This is a genomic window from Variovorax sp. DAIF25, assembly GCF_050711835.1.
Lineage (GTDB): Bacteria > Pseudomonadota > Gammaproteobacteria > Burkholderiales > Burkholderiaceae_C > Variovorax.
In genome coordinates this window covers 928,454-946,771 of sequence record NZ_CP136637.1, presented here as the reverse complement: position 1 = coordinate 946,771, position 18,318 = coordinate 928,454, and the positions used below count along the sequence as shown (strand labels likewise).

Here is an 18,318-nt window from a genome sequence, read left to right as displayed (position 1 = left end):
GGGACATACAACCAAGGGCCGCATTCCGATGATCGCCGCCATGCTGATGCAACAACTACTCAATGGCGTGGTCGTGGGCAGCGTCTATGCGCTGTTCGCGCTCGGGTTTACCCTTCTGTTCGGGGTCAACCACATCATGAACATGGCCCACGGCTCGGTGTTCATGTGGGGCGCGTTCGCGGGCCTGTACGCGGTCACGGTGCTCGACGCGCCGATCTACGTGGCCCTGCTGATCGGCATGCTCGCGGGCGGGCTGGTGTCGGTGGCGCTCGACCTGTTTGCGTTCCGCCCGCTGCGCCGGCGCGGCGCGCCGGAGTTCTCGGCCATCGTCTCGTCGATCGGCGCCGACCTGGTGCTGCTGGCGCTGGCGCAGAAGCTGTCGAACACGGCCGTGATGCGTTTTCCCTTCGATGCCTTCCCGGTGGTCATCTACACCATCGGCGGGGTGCGCGTGCAGCTGCTGCAGCTGGTGATCGTGGCGCTGGTGGTGGCGATGGTGTTCGGCCTGGTCTGGTACCTCTACCGCACCGGCTTCGGCCAGCGCATCCGCTGCGTCGCCTATTCGGAGCAGACCTCGCGATTGCTGGGCATCAATCCCGGGCCGGTGAACATGCAGGTGTTCCTGATCTCGGGCGTGCTCGCGGGCATGGCCGGCGTGCTGATCGGGCTGGTCTTCAACTCGGTGCACTTCGCGATGGGCGAGCCGCTGCTGCTGCGCGCCTTCGTGATCATCATCCTCGGCGGGCTCGGCAGCATTCCGGGCGCGCTGATCGCCGGGCTCGCGATCGGCATCGTGCAGACGCTCGCGGTGGCCTACGTTTCCTCGGGCGTGGCGGAGGCGATCGTCTTCACCGCGCTGTTCGTCGTCATCCTGGTCCGGCCCACCGGCCTGTTCGGTCAATCGTCCGCCGCCATGCGGGTGCAACGCGCATGATGAACTTCTTCTACACCTACCAGTCGCTGTTCGACCACATCCTGGTCTACGCGATGCTCGCGATGAGCCAGTACGTGGTGCTGCGCGCGGGCGTGTTCTCGCTCGGCAGCGCGGGTTTCGCCGCCATCGGCGCCTATGGCTGCGCGCTGCTGGTGGTCAAGGCCGGCTGGCCGCCGTTGGCGGCGATCGCCGCGGGCACCGCGCTCGGTGGCCTCGCGAGCGCCGTGCTGGCCTTTCCGCTGTCGCGGCTGCGCGGCGTGTTCCAGGCGGTCGCCACCCTGGCCATGGTGCAGATCGTGCTGTCGGCCACGCAGAACTGGACCAGCGTCACCAACGGCGCGATCGGCATCAGCGGCATTCCGAAGGTGGCCGGCACCGGCGAGCTGCTGCTGATCGTGGTCGCGGTGGTGGTGCTGCTGGCCGCGATGGGGCGCCACAGCATCGGCCGCGCGATGGACGTGATCCGCGAGGACGAGACCGTGGCCGTGTCGCTCGGCATCTCGGTGCCCTACCACCAGCGCATCGCCTTCATCCTCTCGGGCCTGCTCGCGGGCCTGGGCGGCGCGCTGCAGGCTTCGAGCAGCTACGCCATCACGCCCGGCGAGTTCGGCTTCGGCATGCTGGTGGCGGTGCTCGCGATGGTGGTGCTCGGCGGGCGTACCTCGGTGTGGGGCGCGCTCGTGGGCGCGGCCATCCTCACCACGCTGCCCGAGCTGTTCCGCGTGTTCGCCGACTACCGCAACGTGGTGCAGGGCATCCTGCTGATGCTGGTGATCGTCTACCTGCCGCGCGGCGTGGCCGACACCGCGATCGCGCTGCTGCACGACCGCCGGCTGCGGCGCCAGGCGGGCCATGCGCCGCGCGCGCCCGCGGCACCGGCGGTGCCCAAGGCGCCCATCGTCAAGACATCGATCGAAGGAGGCGTGCGCCCATGACCGCGACCCTGGTTCTCGAAGGCGTGGCCCGCCATTTCGGCGGCGTACCGGCCGTCGACGGCCTGAGCCTGCAGGTGCCGGCCGGCCAGATCACCGGGCTGATCGGCCCCAATGGCGCGGGCAAGACCACGGTGGTCAACCTGATCACCGGCCTGCTGCACCTGACCGCGGGCCGGGTGCTGCTCGAGGGCCGCGACGTGTCGCGCGACGAGGCGCCCGCGCTCGCGCGCGCCGGCGTGGCGCGCACATTCCAGAACATCCGGCTGGTGCCCGACGCGAGCGTGCGCGAGAACGTGGTGGCGGGTTTCCACCGGCACGAGAAGTCCGGCCTGTGGGCCAACCTGCTGGGTTTGCCGTCGGCGCGCGCCGAGGCGCGCGAGCTCGATGCGCGCGCGATGGAACTGCTCGAGCGCTTCGGCATGGCCGCGCTGGCCGAGCACCGCGCGGGCAGCCTCTCGTACGGCCACCAGCGGCGCATCGAGATGATGCGCGCGCTGGCCACCAGTCCGAAGCTGCTGCTGCTCGACGAGCCCGTGGCTGGCATGAACGACGCCGAGGCCGAGAGCCTCGCGGGCATCTTCCGCAACGTGGCCGCGAGCGGCGTGGCGGTGTTGCTGATCGAGCACAACATGCGCTTCGTCATGTCGCTGTGCTCGCACCTGTACGTGCTGGCCTCGGGCCGGCTGATCGCCGACGGCCTGCCCGAGGCGGTGGGACGCGACCCGAAGGTCGTCGAAGCCTATCTGGGGGCCTGAACCATGCTCGAGATCCGAAACCTCGACGTCCACTACCGCGGCATCCAGGCGCTGCGCGGCGTGAGCCTCCATGTGAAGCAGGGCGAGATCTTCGCGCTGATCGGCCCCAACGGCGCCGGCAAGTCGAGCCTGGTGAACGCGCTCTCGGGCCTCGTGCCCACGGGCGGCGAGATCCGCTTCGAGGGCCAGCCGCTGGGCCGCATGCCCGCGCACCTGCGTTCGCGCGCCGGCATCATCCAGGTGCCCGAGGGCCGGCGCGTGATCGCACCCCTGTCGGTGGCCGAGAACCTCGAGCTCGGCCGCCAGGCCGCCGGCGTGCGCGGCAGCGACGCGCAGGACCTGGAGCGCGTGCACGCGCTGTTCCCGGTGCTCAAGGACCGGCGCCACCAGCTCTCGGGTTCGCTGTCGGGCGGCCAGCAGCAGATGCTCGCGATCGGCCGCGCGCTGATGGCGCGCCCGCGCGTGCTGATGCTCGACGAGCCCAGCCTCGGGCTCGCGCCCGTGATCATCAAGGAGGTGTTCCGCGCGCTGGTGCAGCTCAACCGCGAGGGCATGACCATCCTGCTGGTGGAGCAGAACGCGCGCCTCGCGCTGCAGACCGCGCACCGCGCCGCGGTGCTCGAGCAGGGGCGCATCGTGCACGAGGGCATGGCTTGCGACCTGGCGAACGATCCGGTGATTGCGGACCACTACTTCGGGCGCGCCGGCTTGATCGCCTGATCGGCGCGCTCGGGGTCAGGCGGTGGTGATCGTCTTCGGCTCGAGGAAGGCCTCGAGCCCGAACACCCCGAACTCCCGGCCGAGGCCCGACTGCTTGACGCCGCCGAAGGGCGCGAGCAGGTCGGGCGCGATGCGGTTGACGAGCACCGTGCCGGCCTCGAGGCGTTCGGCGACGCGGCCGGCGCGTTGCGCATCGGACGAGAACACGTAGGCCTGCAAGCCGTAGGGCGAGTCGTTCGCGATCGCGACGGCCTCGTCCTCGCCTTCGTAGCCGAGCACCGACAGCACCGGCCCGAAGATCTCCTCGCGCGCGATGTCCATGTCGTTGCGCACGTCGGCGAACACCGTGGGCCTGACGTACCAGCCGCGCGACAGTCCCTCGGGCCGGCCCTCGCCGCCGGCCACGAGCGTCGCGCCCTGTTCCTGGCCGCGCCGGATGAAGCGCTGGATGCGCTCGAACTGGGCTGCGTTCAGCAACGGCCCGATGGCCGTGGCCTGATCGCGCGGATCGCCCACGCGCAGCGCTGTTGCGATGGCGGCGATGCGCTCGATCGCTTCCGGCATGCGCGCACGCGGGATCAGGAGCCGCGTGCCCGCGACGCAGGCCTGGCCGTTGTTCATGAAGGCCGCGTTGAGCGCCAGCGGCAGCGCGCTCGCGAAGTCGGCATCGTCGAGCACGATCGAGGCCGACTTGCCGGTGAGCGCGAGGCTCACGCGCTTCATGGTGTCGAGCGCGGCGCGCGCGATCAGCTTGCCCGTGGGCGTCGAGCCCGTGAACGACAGCTTCGCGATGCCGGGATGGGTGGCGATCTCGTCGCCCACGTCGGCGCCGCGGCCGAGCAGCACATTGAACGCGCCCGCGGGCAGGCCCGCGTCGTGCAGCGCCTCGGTCACCACCTGGGCCTGGATCGGCCCCAGCTCGCTGGGCTTGATGACCGACGCACAGCCGGCCGCGATCGCCGAGGCGAGCTTGCTGCAGACCGAGCCGGCGACGCTGTTCCACGGCGCGATCAGCCCGGCCACGCCGACCGGCGCCATCGTCACCGTGGAATCGCCCACGCGGCGCGTGAACTCGAAGGCCTCGAGCGTGCGCGCCGCGTAGGCGAAGCATTGCGAGGCGTAGTCGCTGACCCACTGCGCGCGTGCGAGCGGCCCGCCGTACTCCTCGATGGTCGCGTCGCGGATTGCGTCGGTGCGCGCGAGCACGGCGGTGCGCAGCCGCTTCAGCATCTCGATGCGCTCGGCCTTGCCGGTGGCGGCCAGCGCGGGCTGGGCGCGCTGCGCGGCCTCAATGGCGCGTCTCGCGTCGTCGCGGTTGGCGAGTGTCGCGGTGCCGATGCGCTGTTCGGTCGCGGGGTTGGCGATCTCCACGACCTCGGTGCCCTGCACGGGCACGAAGGCGCCGTCGATGTAGGCCTTGTCGATGTTCCACATGGTGCTGACTCCTGACGGGTGCCGCCGGATGGCGGGTTGAAGGCAGTCTAGGAATCCGACATCGTTTTGAGAATCCGATCAAAATGAGATGACTCATCCAGAAAATCGGAACAATGCACAAGAGCGGCCTGATCGAACTCGAGGTGGTGCTGGCCGTCGCGCGGCGGCAGGGCTTTCGCGCCGCGGCGGTGGAGCTGGAGATGTCGACCACCGCCGTCAGCAATGCCGTGTCCAGCCTAGAGGCCCGGCTCGGCGCGCGGCTGTTCCATCGCACCACGCGCAGCGTCTCGCTGACCGAGGCCGGCCGGCAGTTCGTCGAGCAGATCGCCCCGGCCGTCACGAACATCCGCGATGCGATGGACAGCGTCGGCGAGCGCCGCGCCACGCTGGGCGGCACCCTGCGCATCAACAGTGCGCTGGGCGCGGCGCTGATGGTGTTCCGACCGCTCGTGGCGGAGTTCCTGCGCCGTCATCCGGGCGTGACCGTCGACATCGTCACCGAGGGCCGCATGGTCGACATCGTCGCCGAGGGCTTCGACGCCGGCCTGCGCCTCGCGCCGCTGGTGCCGCGCGACATGGTCCGCGTGCCGCTCGGCGGCAGCCTGCGCATGGCCGTGGTGGCGTCGGCCGCGTACTTCGCGAACCGCCCCCGGCCCGAGGTGCCCGCCGACCTGATGCAACACGCCTGCATTCGCGCGCGCCTGCCGAGCGGCGTGCCCTCACCGTGGGAGTTCGCGCAGGGCGGCGAGCCTTTCACTGTGGATGTGCCGGGGCCACTGGTGCTCGATGCGCCGATGCTGATGCTGGAGGCGGTGCGGCAAGGCGTGGGCGTGGCGCAGTTGGCCGAGTGGTATGTGGCGGAGGACATCGCCAGCGGGCGGCTGGTGCGCGTGCTCGACGAGTGGACGGTGCCGGTGCCGGGGTTGTGTCTCTACTACGCGGGGCATCGGCATCTGCCTGCGGCGTTGCGGGCGTTGGTGGATCTGGTGCATGAGCTGCGGGCGGGCGAGGAGAAACGAAGCGTCGGGGCAGGGAGGGCGAAAGCAAAGCGCGCAGGTGGCGCGGCAAGGTCGAGCGGACGTTGATTCGGATCAGGGTGTCGAGGTAGATTTCGGGTGGTCAGCGCAGGCGTGAAGCGAAGGGAGTGGAAAAAAATGGCAACCACTGGCAGTGGAGAGCGGATGCCGAAAGGCAAGCCGCATGACGACGCAATGGCCGAGCTGTACCGCAGCGATCCGGCCCTTGCGATGGACGTCATCAATGGCGTCCTGGCCGATGGCGACCAGGCCGAGCTGCTGATCGTGCTGCGCCAGATGACGCAGGCATTCGGCGGGGTGCGGGCCGTGGCCGAGCAGGCGCAGCTGGATCCGACCCAGCTCTAGCGCACGTTGTCGGCGAAGGGCAACCCTGCCTCCTTCGATGCCAACGCCCGCTCGACAGCTTGCTTGGCATGCGCCACGAACGCCGCCACCTCACCCTGCCGCGACGCCAGGTCGTCCGCCGCCTGCCCCAGATAAGCCTCTCTCGCCCGCGCCATCAACGGGCGCAGTTCATCAGGAAGCCGTTCGATCACCCAAGCCGCAGCCGCATCCTTCGAAGCAATGCCACCGGTCGCGGCACTGAACCAGATGCGTGCCAGCGCGAGCACCACGTTGCGCTCGTCGCCATCCCAGTCCGCGGGTTCGTTCCAGATGCCGATGGTGTCGTGCAGCGCCTGTGCGAAGTCGCTCGCGGGCACCGGATCGAACAAGGTCTCGGCGGCGGGGCCGATCAGCGCGACGCTGTGCTGCCTGGCCTTGGTCAGCAGGATTGCGAGGTCGCGGTCGACCTCGGGCGCATCGAAGACGCCGGCCTTCAACTGGTCGCGCAACCATTCGCCGAACTGCAGTTCGCGCCGTGCCGGGTAGCGCCAGGGCAGCACCTCGTCGTGCACGACGATCGTCACCTCGAGCGGGCGCAGTGCCGCATCGGTACCGGGCGGCGCCGACACCGAAAGCAGATCGGTCATCAGCGCTTGCCGGGTCGCGGCCGTCAGCGGCGTGGTTACGCAGACCATCAGGTCGATGTCGCTCTCGGGGTGGAGGCCACCGTCGACGGCCGAGCCGAACAGGTGGAGCGATTCGATGCGGCCGGGCAGGTGGCGTTCGAGCACGACGCGCGAGAGCGAGAGTTGCGGTGCGATGTCGATGGGGAGCAATGCGGTCATCGGTGCAGGGGGCTGGGTGGAGCGGCAAAGCGCCTATTCGAGCGTCCTCCTCCCCTGCGTGCAATCGTGCACCTGCCCGTGCCAGGGGCATTCCTCCGTCCGAAGCCGCGCGGATTCCTAGAGATCGAGCACCAAGGCCGGGCTGCAGGCGCGGGAGCAGCACACCATCATCGTCTTGTGGCTGGCCCGCTCGGCATCGGTCAGGATCTCGTCGCGGTGGTCCGGCACGCCTTCGAGCACGCGGACCTCGCAGGCGCCGCAGATGCCTTGCCGACACGAGTAGTCCACGTCCACGCCGGCCTCGAGCAATGCGTCGAGGGTGCTCACGTCCGGCCCCACGAGCACGCGTCGATTGCTCTTCGCGAGCCGGACCTCGAAGCTGCCCGCATCCGCGGGCGGTGCGGCGGCGCCGAAGCGTTCCATGTGCACGCGCGCCGGATCGAGATCCCGCGTCGCCTCGGCGAAGGCATCCAGCATGCCCGCGGGACCGCAGCAATAGAAATGCGCTCCGGGCTCCGCCTTCGCCACGAGCGCGGCCAGGTCGAGGCGTCCGGCGGTCTCGCTGTCGTGCAGGCGGACCCGGTCGCCCAGCTGTCGAAGCTCGCGCACGAAAGGTGCCGCCGCGGTACCGCGCGCGGCATAGTGCAGGCGCCAGGAACGGCCCGCGCGCTCGAGCGCACGCGCCATCGGAAGCAGCGGCGTGATGCCGATGCCCCCCGCGATCAGCACGGCGGGACCCGTGTCGTCGGCCAGGGCGAAATGATTGCGCGGCGCCGAGACCCGGATCACGTCGCCGACGCGAAGCCGCTCGTGCACATGGGCGGATCCACCCTGGCCGGATGGCTCGCGCTTCACGGCCAGCACGTAGATGCCTTCGTCGCCACGCACGACGGAGTACGGGCGGGTCAGTCCGTCGCGCAGGCGCACGTCGACGTGGGCGCCCGGTGACGCCGGGGGGAGTTCCAGGCCGTCGACGCCGCTCAGCTCCATGCTGAGCACGTCGGGCGATTCCAGGCGCATGGCGCTCACCTGAACCCGCAGGAGCTCGTCGGCCTGCGAGGGGGTGTCGGTGGTCGTTTGCTGCATGTCCATTCGAGGCCGCATCGGATGCGGCCTCGTCATCCTTCCTCGTTACTGCTGCACGGCCAGGCCGGCTGCCTTGATCACCTTGCTGAACTTGGTGACGTCCTTCTCGAGCCACTTGCGCGCCTCGGCCGAGCCCACGAAGGTGGGCTGCACGTCGAGGTCGTTGAGCTTCTTCACGATCTCGGGGTCCTTCATCGTGGTCTGCAGCGCGGACTCGAGCTTGGCGATCACCGGCGCCGGCGTGCCCGCGGGCGCCGACAGGGTCACGAGCTGCTCGTTGTCGTCCATCTCCGCGTAGCCCTGTTCGCCCGTCGTGCCGACCTGGGGCATGGCCTTGAGCCGTTCATGGCGCTGCACGGCGATGTTGTGGATGCCGTTGCCCTCGAAGTTGCGCACGATGGTGCTGTAGGGCAGCGCGCAGGCCTGCACCTCGCCGGCCTTCAGCGCGGTGAGGGCCGGTGCCACGCCGTTGTAGGGCACGTGGATCACGTTGAGCGCGGTCCCGGTCTTCGTCTTGACCAGGCCCTTGAACATCTCGAGCTGGAGGTGGTTCAGTCCGCTCACGCCCGTCGTGCAGAAGCTCAGGCCGCCGGGCCTTTCGTGCGAGAGCTTTACCAGTTCGGGCAGGGTCTTGGCCTGCACCGACGCGTTGGTCGCGAACAGCGAGGTGTAGACGGCCACGCCACCCAACGGGGCATAGTCCTTCAGCTGGTATTCGAAGTTCGGAACGATCAGGTTCAGGAAGCCGAAGGCCGAGCCGGAGGCGATGAACAGCGTGTACCCGTCCGGCTTGGCCTGGGCGACGTAGCGCGCTCCCACGGCGCTGCCGGCGCCGGGGCGGTTCACCACCAGCACCGGCTGGCCGAGCAGGTCGCGCAGCTTCTCGGCGATGACGCGCGCCGTCGCATCGAGGCTGCCGCCGGGCGCGAAGGGCACGATGATGCTCACCGGCTGCCTGGGGTAATCGGTCTCGGCCGCCTGGCTCTGCGCGAGGCCGAGGCTGAAGAGGCCCGCCAGAACAATGGAACGGATCAGCGCTCGCGCGCCGGGTCGGGCATGGGGGGATTTCATCGTGGGTCTCCTGGTGTTTGGCATGTAGGGGCGGGGCAGCGGGGCGTGGGCGCCTCTTGTGCTGCCGTTGTTTGCAACCGGCTCAGGCCGAGGTGGTTGGCAGATCCTTGGGACGCGCGGTGGCCATGAGCTCGTCGGACTCGGTGGGGTCGAGGCTTTCGGGCAGAACCGTCTGGGTGGCGCGAACGCCGTAGAGGTACGGATGGTCGGGTCCGACGGGCCGCTGGCCGTCCACGCAGGCGCGCGCCGCCTCCATGAGCGAGCGGCGCATCGCGACCACGGCACGGTCGCTGCTCCCCAGGTGCTCGCGGGTGCGGTCCACGATGGGACCTGCCGACTCCGACACCATCGCGTCCTGCGCGCGGATGCCCGCGATGCCCGTGAAGGAGACGGTCTTTTGCTGCTGCCGATCGATCAGGTAGTCGTTGTCCAGCCGCTCGGTGGGACGCGTGGTGCCGGGAATCACCCGGCGGTGCGCGTAGTCGCCGTTGCGCCAGGCCGTGAGCTCCTTCTCCTCCAGCGGACGGTCCGGCCGGAAGGTGGCGCACAGCACCCAGCAGCGCTCGTCGTTCATCGGCACCCACATGCGCACCAGCCGGGCCTCGGCGGGGTGCGGCGGAATCATCGTGTAGAACGGCAGCAGGAACTGGTTCACGCGCCAGTAGCGCTGGCTCTCGTCGACGCGACGGCCATTGCAGGCCAGGAAGCCGGAAGGCGTCGGCACGATCTTCCACAGCGGCGCCTTGTCGTTCTTGAAGAAGCGCCCCGTCAGCGCGCGGTCGTCGTCGTGGGTCTTGTCGACGAGGCTGTGCAGGAAGCCCACGTGCGCGCTGTCGAGCTCTCCCTCCATGGCCTGCGCATAGTTGCAATCCTGTTCCCAGCGCGAGACGTAGACGTGCGAGGAAGGCAGCCCGAGCCATTCGAAGTCGGGCAGCGGCGGCATCTTGTCGGGATCGCCCATGTAGACCCAGAGCACGCCGCCGGCGATGCGCGCCGGGTAGGCGCGCGCGCGCACCTTGCATCGCATGGGGCTGTCGGATGCCTCGGTCGGCATGTCGAGGCACTCGCCATCGACGCCGAATTTCCAGCCGTGGTAGACGCAGCGAACGCCGCCTTCCTCGTTGCGTCCGAAGAAGAGGCTGGCGCCGCGGTGCGGGCAGTGCTGGTCGAGCACGCCGACCCGGCCTTCGGTGTCGCGGAACACCACGAGTGCTTCGCCGAGCAGTTGCAGGCGCACCGGCGCCTCGTCGGCGGCCGGCACTTCGGCCTCGGTCATGGCCGGTGTCCAGAAGCAGCGCATCAGTTGGCCCATGGGGGCGTCGGGGCCGGTGCGGGTCAGGAGGTCGTTGTTTTCTTTGCTGAGCATGGTTCGCGTGGGTTTGTCTTGGAATGGAGGAAGTCAGTCCGCGGGATCGGCGTCGAGGCTGTCGTCGCCCATGCGCGGCAGGTTCTCGATCAGCTGGTGCAGGTCCGCGCGCAATCGCTTGACCTGCGCCGCGCTCATGCCGTGGGTCAGGCGCGTCTCGCGCTGCAGCGAGGTGCTGTAGAGCTCCTGCGAGAGCGAGCGCCCGGTTTCGGTCAGGCTGATCGTCATCTCCCGCCCATGCCGGGCGAGAACGACCAGGCCCTGCTGGCTCAGGACCTGGAGGCTTCGGCTGGCCGCGGCCTTGTCGACATCGGCGGCGGCGGCCACGAACGCGGCGCTGCATTCGTGCTCGACGCCCAGCGCCAGCAGCAGCCGGTATTCGGTGGTCCCGATGTCCCAGCGCTGCATGTAGTAGCTCGAAGCGCTGCGGCTCAACCGCACGGACAGGCTCGTGACCAGCCAGCCGATGAAGTCGGTGGCGAGCCCGGGCACCGGGCGTCCCACGACGGGGTCATGGCCGTCGTGTCTGCGCTCCTGCGTCCTGGCGGGAGGGCTGGCGCGCTGGGCGCGCCGAGGTGCGGAAGGCGTTTTCTTGGCCGGCATGGTGGGTTCGAAAGCTTGCGAAACGCCAATTGTTGATCTATCAACGTTGATGTGTCAACAATGAATTCGGCAGGCCCTCGATGCACGCGTTGGCGCTGCTCAGTCGGCCGTGGCCCCGGTCGCCTTGATCACGGGCGCCCACTTGAGGATGTCGCTGCGGATCCGCTGGTCGTACTCCTGCGGCGAGGAGCCCACGGGGTCGAGGCCCATCGTCAGCAGGCGGTCGGCGAAGGCCTTTGTCCGCACCGATCGCGCGATGTCGGAACTGATCCTGGCGATGACGGCGGAGGGCGTGCCCGCGGGCGCGACCAGGCCGACGCTGCTGGTTGCCGAGACGTCGGGAACCGTCTCCGCGACCACGGGAATGTCGGGCACGCTGGCTGGCCGCTTCGGGCTGAACAGGGCGATCGGCTTGAGTTTGCCGGCCTTGATGAGCGCCTCGCTGGCGTAGTACGTGTCCATCAGCAGGGGCACCTGGCCGCCCATCACGTCCTGCTGCGCGGGAGCGCCTCCGCGGTAGGGGACATGCACGATGTTGACGCCGGTCCTGGATTTGAGAAGCTCCATGACGAGGTGATGGGCCGTGCCGCTGCCGGGACTGGCATAGCTGAGCTTGCCAGGATCCTTGCGCGCGAGTTCGAGCACCTCCTGCAGGTTGTTGGCCGGCAGCGATGGATTGGCCACGAGGATGATGTGCTGCACGCCGATCTCCGAGATCGGCAGCAGATCCTTGAGGGTGTCGTAGGGAAGGTTCGGGCGCAGCGTGGGATTGATGGCGTGCGAGGACACCACGATCCCGAGGGTGTAGCCGTCGGGCTGTGCCTTCGCCACCGTGTTGGTTGCCAGCACGGTCCCGGCCCCCGGCCTGTTGTCCGCGATGACCGGCTGTCGCCAGAGTTCGCCGAGGTGCTGGCCGACCAGCCGGCCCTGCGAGTCGGTGGACCCTCCCGGCGGAAAGGGAATGATCAGCCGGACCGGATGGTTGGGCCATGGGTCCTGCGCGCGGGCTGCCCAGGGGCCGAACGCCAGCGGCAGCAGGAAGAGCGCGGAGCGGCTTCTGTATTTCATGGGGGTCTGTCTCCTGTGAATGTTCTGTCTCTTGCTCGGCAAGGCGCCATCCATCCAAGCATCCGGTCCCGGTCCGTCTTGGCCCGAAACCGCGCCTTGATACTTGCATTATGAAAATAAAAAACCGAGCCCGCAATCGGTGTTTGGCATCCCCGGACAGATGGGCGAGGCGGTTCAAGGCCACCGCGCGCGACCGGGTCGCTGCGCTATCCTCGGAAACCCTTGCTCAAGCAGCTCGCGCTGGCAGTCATGGCCTCAAAGAAGAAGCTTCCCCTGGAGAACTGGATCTCCTACCGTTTCGGCCTGGTGGCCTCTCGCGTCGGCGCGGTGATGGCCGCCAAGTACGTCGAACAGCACCAGCTCACGATGCCGGCCTGGCGCTCGCTGGCCGTGATCGCTCGCTATGGGCCTCTTTCGGCGGGCGAGCTGGGCGCCAAGACCTCCTCGGATCCCTATCGGGTGGTGCGTTCCATCGATCTGCTGGTGAAGCGGGGCCTGATCACGCGCGAAGCGGACCCCGCCGACCGCCGGCGCGCCAGCCTTCAACTGACCCCGCAGGGCCGCTCGACCTACGACGAGATCGAGCAGGGCGCGATGACCAACGAATTCTTCCTGCGCGCGGGACTGACCAGCCAGGAAGTGCGCAGCCTCGAGAGCATCCTGGAACGGATCGATGCGCAGGTGGCGGCGCTCGCGCAAGGCGTGCTGGCCACGAGGCAAGGCGAAGACGATTGAGGGGCTCGCGCTCGCGCCATGCGGGCACGGCGCATCGTTTCTCGCGGGCATGAGACGACTTGCGAGGCGACATAATCATTTGCATAATGCAAGTAATTGATCCCGATCACGGGGTCGAGGCAATGTCGCCAGCGTCCACTTCGCAAGCTCTCATCCATGAACGACACCGCGTCTCCTCGTCAGCAACCGATCGTGTTTCTCGGCAAGCGCCAGCAGGGCGGTGGCTATGGCAAGCAGCCCGGGCGTTCCGACGACTTCCTGACCTTGGTGGAGCCGGGAACGCCGTGCGGGGAGCTGATGCGCCGCTACTGGCATCCGGTCGGGATCTCGGCCAAGGTCACGAGCGATCCGGCGAAGGTGCGGATCCTCGGGGAGGACCTGATCCTCTTTCGCGATGGCAAGGGTCGCGCGGGATTGCTGCACGAGCATTGCGCGCACCGTGGCAGCTCGCTGTACTACGGCAAGGTCGAGGACGACGGGATCCGCTGCTGCTATCACGGATGGCTGTTCGCCGTGGACGGCGCATGCGTCGAGCAACCGTGCGAGCCCGGCGGCGGACAGCATCGCGACAAGTGCCGGCAGCCCTGGTATCCGGTGGAGGAGCGCTACGGCCTGGTGTTCGCCTACATGGGGCCGCTCGATGCGATGCCCCCGCTGCCGCACTATGACGTCCTGGAGGAGCTGGGCCCGGACGAGGAGCTGCAGCAGGAGGACAAGAGCTTCTACATCGGCGGCGGCACGACGGCCGAGAACCCCGTGGCGCCCTACAGCTGGCTGCAGAACTTCGAGAACGTGATGGATCCCTTCCATGTCGTCATCCTGCATTCCCGCTTCAGCGGCGTGCAGTTCAGGCAGCAGATGGCCGTCATGCCGAATGTCGAGTGGGAACTGTGCGACCACGGCGTGATGTATCGCTCGGTTCGCAAGACCGAGTCGGGCGTGCTCATGCGCATCACGCAAACCCTTCTGCCGAACGTGCGCATCGTTCCCTCGATCGAGCTCACGCCCGGCAAGGGCCGCGAGGTGGCGTGGCTGGTTCCCGTCGACAGCCATCACCACCGCTCGTTCGGCGTGGCCAGGGTGCCGAAGAACGAGGAACCGCTCTATTCACGCCGCTCGCGGATGGCGACGCACGAGGGCAAGACATGGTGGGAGATGAGCGAGCAGGAGCACAAGCAGTTTCCCGACGACTATGAAGCGCAGTCCAGCCAGGGGAGCATCCCGGCCCACAGCGACGAGCACCTCGCGACGAGCGACAAGGGCGTCGTGATGCTGAGGCGGCTCCTGACCCGGCAGATCCGCGCGATCCAGGAAGGCGCCGTTCCCGAGGGCACCGGGCCCGAGTCGCAACGAGTGATCGTGCGGGCGGGCAACTACTTCGAGTGAGGTCGGATGAGACGACGGCATGGCCGCGTCGCCACGGGCCTCGTCACCCGCGCGCATCAAGGCGCTGCGACTGACACGGGCGCCGTGCCCAGGGGCCGGCCGCCAGGGCCGGCAGCGAAGCTCAGCCAGGGCGTGACCGGCACCTGGCCGACGCCCGGTTTGTCCCAGTCGCACACGCCGTCCGGGAAGACGGCGGCCAGTCGCGCCTTCTGGTCGTCGGTGAACCGCGCGCCGCCATAGGCAGCGTCACCGAGGGCCAAGGGCTTCAACTGGCACTTGTAGACGTTCTCGGCGCGTGGGCCGCCAGCCACCTGGCGCGGCGACGACTGCTGCTTCACGGGGCAGGCCGCGTCTTCGAGGCCGACGGTGGTGGCGAGGTCGGCATCGTTGGCGCCGTTGCTCGCGATGCAGAAGTCCACCGCCGCGGCGGGACGGTTGCTCAGCACCTTGGCCTCGATGGGGTTCGCGCTGGTGTCGGCCTCGATGGCGGCCAGCCAGGCGTCCATCGTGACGAAGGCTTTGCGCGCCAGTGCCGCTCCCGGTGCCGACGAGCCGCTGGACGAATTGAACTTCCAGATCAGCTGGTTGCCGTGGCCTCCCGCGTCACGGTCGAGACGGTCACGCACCGAGTACGCACGCCAGTTCGCATGGATGTCGCCGGTCGCCGCCTGGTTGCCGCGCAGGTCGATGATCGGCACTTTCGCGAGCTGTCGCCCGTCGCTGACGAAGCCTGCCTGGTAGTGGATGCCGATGGACTCGCGTCGCGCGTTCGTGCGCCGCGCCTGCCAGACGAGATCGCCGTCGTAGCCGCCGACGCCTTCGTTGAGCCGCACGAATTCCTCGGCGGAGAGGGCGCCATCGCGCAATGCACCGAGGCCGTACTGCACGCCCTGGTTGTCGATCACGCCGTTGCCGCGCTCGATGCCATCGTCGCCGACGAAGGATCCGAGTTGGCTCATCGCATGCTCCGCGCCGGCACAGCGGAGACCTTTCGGGTTGGCCGTCCGGTCGTAGACCAAGGGAAAGTTCGCGGGAAAGCCGCAGTTCTGTGCGCGCGAGGGATTGAGGGCCGGAAGAAAGGAGCTGATCCAGGCGGCGCAGAAGCCGGTGCTGGTGTGGCCGTTGATTGCCGCGCGCTGCGCCGCGGTCAGTGCCTGCCCGCTCGGATCGTTGGCGTAGTAGTTGGCCTGCAGTTCGCCGCAGTCGGCGAGTTCGATGATCGGCGTGAATGCATCCGCATAGGTGCATTGCGGCTGGATGCCGTCGAGCAGGCCGGGATAGGCCGACGCGATCGAGGCCTGCTTGATCGAGCCGCCGGAGCAACCATCGCCGATCGTGTAGCGGATTCGTCCGTACTTTTCCGCGATCAGTTCCTTGACCATCATCATGGTCTCCGCGCCGAGCACGTCATTGGCGTTGGTGCCGTGGTCGGTCAAGGACGCGATGGCGACCATGAAGCCACGTTGCAGACCCAGGCCGCCGGAAGCGTCGAACAGGCTGCGTGCCGGGCCGCTCTGGAAGCGGCTGAACCCGGTGCTCGCTCCGAACTGCCAGACGAGTTTGCCGTTCCAGCCCTTCGGCGGTGCCCAGGGCATGTTCGTATCGCGTGGATCGAATGGCGCGGCCAGCGCGTAGATCGTGCGGTTGATCGTCCCGCGCTCGACGCGGATCAGGTCCTTGGCGGTGTCGCCGCGGTCGTTCGTGAAGTCGGCGATCTCGGAATCCGCAGGCATGGAGGCCGGGTCGTACTGCGTGTAGCAGGCATTGCCGCCGGTGATGCCGAAGGTACAGCTCGTCGGCGCGCTCGCCTTGCGGTAGTAGTAGGTGTAGAGCGTGGCGGCGTTGCACTGGTCATCCACCGGATCGCCTTCCAGCCCGCTTGCCTTGGTGGTGGCGGTGGCGCTTGCCGGTGCGCTGCCGGCGTTGCCTTTCACTGTCACCGCCTTCGCGGTCCGTGTCGCGCAGATCCACGGCTGCATCTGCGCGCCGGAGAATACCGGCCCGCCGATCGGATGATTGGTGATGGTGATTCGCGCGCTGCCCGAGGGGAGACCTGCGGCGAGGGTGTTGTCGCCGACTTTCAGTCCGGTGACGAGCCCCATGTAGCGGCCGTTGGGCCGCTGGGCGAACGCCTTCGCGATGTCGACGTCGTCGAGAGTGATCTTCGCCGTCGCCGGGTCGACGCCCTCGGGCCACTGGATTTCCACCAGCGCATCGCCGCCGGAGACGAGGTCGGCGCGGTTGGAAACGACCAGTATCCGGGGTGCGGGCGCTGCCCCTGGGCCGTTGCCGCCACCGGGCCCGGGTTCCGGCTGCGAGGCAGCGGGTGGCACGGCCACGAACCGGGGGGCGTCATCGCCGCCCCCACAGCCGGCCACCAGCCACGCGACAGCCAGGGCCATCGTGATACCACCGATCGAAAGTCGTCGATTCATCTTGTCTCCTGCTTCCTGCATTCGTCCGCACACCGGGTTAACCGGAATGCCCGCCTTCGCGTGCAAGGTCCATAGTCATGGCGTCTGCGGCAACCTCGAAAATTCTAGGATTCGCCCCCGCATCCATCGGTATCGCAAGCGAGCCAACACAGTGACTTCGGAAGCCCTCTCGTCTCATCGATCATCACGACGCCGTCCGCGCTGCATATCACCGCACGAAGGGCGAACCAGTTCGGCGGCCTGGCTCCAGGGCGTACTCTCGATGTTCGATGCCGAAGGGCTGAACGTTCCCTCGCTGCTGCGCGACGCCGGCTTCGATCCCGAGTCGCTGCACCGGCAGAACGCGCGCATCCCGGTCGACGAGATCACCATGCTGTGGCAACTGGCGATCGGGCAAGCGCGCCATTCGACGCTGGGACTGCGCCGCGAGCTCGCGGCCACCCACAACAAGCTTGGCACCGTGGGCCTCGCCATGGCGTCCAGCGTCGACCTCGGCATGGCCTACAGGCTGGCCGCACGCTATATGGCCGTTCTGTCGGACGCCACCGCCTTTTCCGTCGCGCACGAAGCACTCGGTGCCTGGCTCGCCATCGAGCACATCGGCGGCCGGCTGCCGATTCCGCGCCAGCGCGTGGAATACGCGTTTCTCACGACACTGGTGCAAAGCTGCTGGCTCACGCGTCGCGACATCCAGCCGCTGGCGATGGAGTTCGCCTATCCCGCACCGGCCAACGACCGTCCCTACCGCGAGGCCTTCGCGTGCCCGGTGCGCTTCGATGCGCCGGCGAACCGCATGTTGGTATCGGCCACCGATCTCGCGCTGCCGCTGCCCACGCACCACCCGGTGCTGGCCGAAATTCAGGAGCAGTTGCTCGAGGATCAACTCGTCGAGCTGGGACAGACCACGACCAGCACCCTGGTCTGCGCCGAGATCGCGCGCCGCCTGTCGCACGGCGAGCCGCGCCGCCAGGATGTCGCTTCGGGTCTCGGCCTGGCCGATCGCACCTTGCAGCGTCGGCTGCAGGAAGAGTCGATGTCGTTCCAGATGCTGCTCGACCGCACTCGGCGCGAACTCGCGCAGCAGTACCTGGCGCAGGAACGTCACTCGCTGACCGATGTGGCCGATCTGCTGGGTTTCGTCGACAGAAGCAATTTCTTCCGGGCCTGCAAGCGGTGGTTCGGTCTGCCACCGGCTCAATACCGCATGCGGCTCTGGCAAGGGGACTCGGGCGACTCGCTGCTGCGCGCCGCGGCCTAGCTTCTCGGGATGGAGCCTTCGTGCCTCGAACTCGCCGGGGCGAATTCAGCGTGCCAGCAGCGTAGCGCTCACGGCCACGAACACGCTGCAGCCGATGCCGACGAAGATTCCGTAGCCCCGGTAGAACTCCCGCTGCTCGGCTTCGGGAACGAGGACGAAGCCGCAGCAACCTCCGGCCACCGTCCATGTGGACGAACCGGTGGCGCAGCTTGGCTCGTGTGCGATGCGCTCGCCGCTTGGCTGGCACTCGGTACGCAGCCGTTGGGAGGTGCGCATCAGCGAGTGAAGAAGATGAATCGGGTTCATTGCATCACTCCAGGACATCG

General features: G+C 68.4%; 17 protein-coding genes and 1 pseudogene. 9 read left to right on the top strand and 9 right to left on the bottom strand.

Annotated features, from left to right (window positions below; all coding sequences use genetic code 11):
• Nucleotides 1–28: 28 nt before the first annotated feature.
• The 4 genes from R0232_RS38555 to R0232_RS38540 are packed head-to-tail and all read left to right on the top strand — an operon-like array spanning nucleotide 29 to nucleotide 3,344.
• Entirely contained in the window at nucleotides 29–934 is a 906-nt protein-coding gene (locus R0232_RS38555; protein ID WP_431514430.1) for a branched-chain amino acid ABC transporter permease, read from the top strand.
• Nucleotides 931–1,869: a branched-chain amino acid ABC transporter permease gene (locus R0232_RS38550; protein WP_431514429.1), complete on the top strand. Its 939-nt coding sequence runs from the start codon at nucleotides 931–933 to the stop codon at nucleotides 1,867–1,869. The genes R0232_RS38555 and R0232_RS38550 overlap by 4 nt, the downstream gene beginning before the upstream one ends.
• A complete protein-coding gene (locus R0232_RS38545) occupies nucleotides 1,866–2,624 on the top strand; it encodes an ABC transporter ATP-binding protein (protein WP_057594135.1) in 759 nt (252 codons plus the stop codon). The genes R0232_RS38550 and R0232_RS38545 overlap by 4 nt, the downstream gene beginning before the upstream one ends.
• A gap of 3 nt (nucleotides 2,625–2,627) precedes the next feature.
• Entirely contained in the window at nucleotides 2,628–3,344 is a 717-nt protein-coding gene (locus R0232_RS38540) for an ABC transporter ATP-binding protein (protein ID WP_093347013.1), read from the top strand.
• Nucleotides 3,345–3,359: 15 nt separating this feature from the next.
• Here R0232_RS38540 and R0232_RS38535 read toward each other — a convergent pair whose 3' ends face one another.
• Nucleotides 3,360–4,778 (bottom strand): aldehyde dehydrogenase family protein, encoded by a 1,419-nt coding sequence (locus tag R0232_RS38535; RefSeq protein ID WP_431514428.1) that lies wholly within the window; start codon nucleotides 4,776–4,778, stop codon nucleotides 3,360–3,362.
• A gap of 113 nt (nucleotides 4,779–4,891) precedes the next feature.
• Between R0232_RS38535 and R0232_RS38530 the strand changes: the two genes are divergently transcribed.
• Together R0232_RS38530 and R0232_RS38525 are read left to right on the top strand one after the other, a co-directional pair.
• Nucleotides 4,892–5,863, top strand: a complete 972-nt coding sequence (locus R0232_RS38530) for a LysR family transcriptional regulator (RefSeq protein WP_431514427.1) — start codon at nucleotides 4,892–4,894, stop codon at nucleotides 5,861–5,863.
• Between the two features lie 96 nt (nucleotides 5,864–5,959).
• Nucleotides 5,960–6,157 (top strand): annotated as a pseudogene (locus R0232_RS38525) (DNA-binding protein); the annotation flags it as partial.
• Here R0232_RS38525 and R0232_RS38520 read toward each other — a convergent pair.
• The 6 genes from R0232_RS38520 to R0232_RS38495 all read right to left on the bottom strand — a co-directional run bounded on the left by R0232_RS38520 (nucleotide 6,157) and on the right by R0232_RS38495 (nucleotide 12,178).
• Complete coding sequence (locus R0232_RS38520) at nucleotides 6,157–6,984, bottom strand: AadA family aminoglycoside 3''-O-nucleotidyltransferase (protein ID WP_431514426.1); 828 nt, start codon at nucleotides 6,982–6,984, stop codon at nucleotides 6,157–6,159. The pseudogene R0232_RS38525 and the gene R0232_RS38520 sit on opposite strands and share 1 nt — an antisense overlap.
• Nucleotides 6,985–7,101: 117 nt before the next feature.
• Nucleotides 7,102–8,070, bottom strand: a complete 969-nt coding sequence (locus R0232_RS38515) for a PDR/VanB family oxidoreductase (protein WP_431514425.1) — start codon at nucleotides 8,068–8,070, stop codon at nucleotides 7,102–7,104.
• Between the two features lie 45 nt (nucleotides 8,071–8,115).
• A complete protein-coding gene (locus tag R0232_RS38510) occupies nucleotides 8,116–9,141 on the bottom strand; it encodes a Bug family tripartite tricarboxylate transporter substrate binding protein (protein WP_208513396.1) in 1,026 nt (341 codons plus the stop codon).
• Nucleotides 9,142–9,223: 82 nt separating this feature from the next.
• Nucleotides 9,224–10,507, bottom strand: coding sequence for a Rieske 2Fe-2S domain-containing protein (locus R0232_RS38505; RefSeq protein ID WP_431514424.1), 1,284 nt, complete (start codon nucleotides 10,505–10,507; stop codon nucleotides 9,224–9,226).
• Between the two features lie 33 nt (nucleotides 10,508–10,540).
• Nucleotides 10,541–11,110 carry a MarR family winged helix-turn-helix transcriptional regulator gene (locus R0232_RS38500; RefSeq protein WP_172705342.1) on the bottom strand — a complete coding sequence of 190 codons (570 nt, stop codon included), beginning with the start codon at nucleotides 11,108–11,110 and terminating at the stop codon, nucleotides 10,541–10,543.
• 99 nt (nucleotides 11,111–11,209) lie between these two features.
• Nucleotides 11,210–12,178, bottom strand: a complete 969-nt coding sequence (locus tag R0232_RS38495; protein ID WP_057597674.1) for a Bug family tripartite tricarboxylate transporter substrate binding protein — start codon at nucleotides 12,176–12,178, stop codon at nucleotides 11,210–11,212.
• A gap of 222 nt (nucleotides 12,179–12,400) precedes the next feature.
• Between R0232_RS38495 and R0232_RS38490 the strand changes: the two genes are divergently transcribed.
• The gene (locus R0232_RS38490) at nucleotides 12,401–12,913 is read left to right on the top strand and encodes a MarR family winged helix-turn-helix transcriptional regulator (RefSeq protein ID WP_208513398.1); all 513 of its coding nucleotides are present in this window, start codon (nucleotides 12,401–12,403) and stop codon (nucleotides 12,911–12,913) included.
• Between the two features lie 156 nt (nucleotides 12,914–13,069).
• Complete coding sequence (locus R0232_RS38485; RefSeq protein ID WP_431514423.1) at nucleotides 13,070–14,299, top strand: Rieske 2Fe-2S domain-containing protein; 1,230 nt, start codon at nucleotides 13,070–13,072, stop codon at nucleotides 14,297–14,299.
• 56 nt (nucleotides 14,300–14,355) lie between these two features.
• On the opposite strand, the gene R0232_RS38480 is transcribed toward R0232_RS38485, so the two are convergent.
• The gene (locus tag R0232_RS38480; protein WP_431514422.1) at nucleotides 14,356–16,734 is read right to left on the bottom strand and encodes a DUF6351 family protein; all 2,379 of its coding nucleotides are present in this window, start codon (nucleotides 16,732–16,734) and stop codon (nucleotides 14,356–14,358) included.
• A gap of 262 nt (nucleotides 16,735–16,996) precedes the next feature.
• Here R0232_RS38480 and R0232_RS38475 point away from each other — a divergent pair, with 262 nt between their 5' ends.
• The gene (locus tag R0232_RS38475; protein ID WP_431514421.1) at nucleotides 16,997–17,992 is read left to right on the top strand and encodes an AraC family transcriptional regulator; all 996 of its coding nucleotides are present in this window, start codon (nucleotides 16,997–16,999) and stop codon (nucleotides 17,990–17,992) included.
• Nucleotides 17,993–18,037: 45 nt separating this feature from the next.
• Here the strand turns inward: R0232_RS38475 and R0232_RS38470 are convergent, their stop codons facing one another.
• Nucleotides 18,038–18,298 (bottom strand): hypothetical protein, encoded by a 261-nt coding sequence (locus R0232_RS38470; protein WP_431514420.1) that lies wholly within the window; start codon nucleotides 18,296–18,298, stop codon nucleotides 18,038–18,040.
• Between the last annotated feature and the right edge of the window lie 20 nt (nucleotides 18,299–18,318).

Bases quoted from the DNA above. Each gene is read 5' to 3' on its own strand.
- R0232_RS38555 (WP_431514430.1), top strand. From the start codon at position 29: ATGATCGCCGCCATGCTGATGCAACAACTACTCAATGGCGTGGTCGTG.
- R0232_RS38550 (WP_431514429.1), top strand. From the start codon at position 931: ATGATGAACTTCTTCTACACCTACCAGTCGCTGTTCGACCACATCCTG.
- R0232_RS38545 (WP_057594135.1), top strand. From the start codon at position 1,866: ATGACCGCGACCCTGGTTCTCGAAGGCGTGGCCCGCCATTTCGGCGGC.
- R0232_RS38540 (WP_093347013.1), top strand. From the start codon at position 2,628: ATGCTCGAGATCCGAAACCTCGACGTCCACTACCGCGGCATCCAGGCG.
- R0232_RS38535 (WP_431514428.1), bottom strand. From the start codon at position 4,778: ATGTGGAACATCGACAAGGCCTACATCGACGGCGCCTTCGTGCCCGTG.
- R0232_RS38530 (WP_431514427.1), top strand. From the start codon at position 4,892: ATGCACAAGAGCGGCCTGATCGAACTCGAGGTGGTGCTGGCCGTCGCG.
- R0232_RS38520 (WP_431514426.1), bottom strand. From the start codon at position 6,984: ATGACCGCATTGCTCCCCATCGACATCGCACCGCAACTCTCGCTCTCG.
- R0232_RS38515 (WP_431514425.1), bottom strand. From the start codon at position 8,070: ATGCAGCAAACGACCACCGACACCCCCTCGCAGGCCGACGAGCTCCTG.
- R0232_RS38510 (WP_208513396.1), bottom strand. From the start codon at position 9,141: ATGAAATCCCCCCATGCCCGACCCGGCGCGCGAGCGCTGATCCGTTCC.
- R0232_RS38505 (WP_431514424.1), bottom strand. From the start codon at position 10,507: ATGCTCAGCAAAGAAAACAACGACCTCCTGACCCGCACCGGCCCCGAC.
- R0232_RS38500 (WP_172705342.1), bottom strand. From the start codon at position 11,110: ATGCCGGCCAAGAAAACGCCTTCCGCACCTCGGCGCGCCCAGCGCGCC.
- R0232_RS38495 (WP_057597674.1), bottom strand. From the start codon at position 12,178: ATGAAATACAGAAGCCGCTCCGCGCTCTTCCTGCTGCCGCTGGCGTTC.
- R0232_RS38485 (WP_431514423.1), top strand. From the start codon at position 13,070: ATGAACGACACCGCGTCTCCTCGTCAGCAACCGATCGTGTTTCTCGGC.
- R0232_RS38480 (WP_431514422.1), bottom strand. From the start codon at position 16,734: ATGAATCGACGACTTTCGATCGGTGGTATCACGATGGCCCTGGCTGTC.
- R0232_RS38475 (WP_431514421.1), top strand. From the start codon at position 16,997: ATGTTCGATGCCGAAGGGCTGAACGTTCCCTCGCTGCTGCGCGACGCC.
- R0232_RS38470 (WP_431514420.1), bottom strand. From the start codon at position 18,298: ATGAACCCGATTCATCTTCTTCACTCGCTGATGCGCACCTCCCAACGG.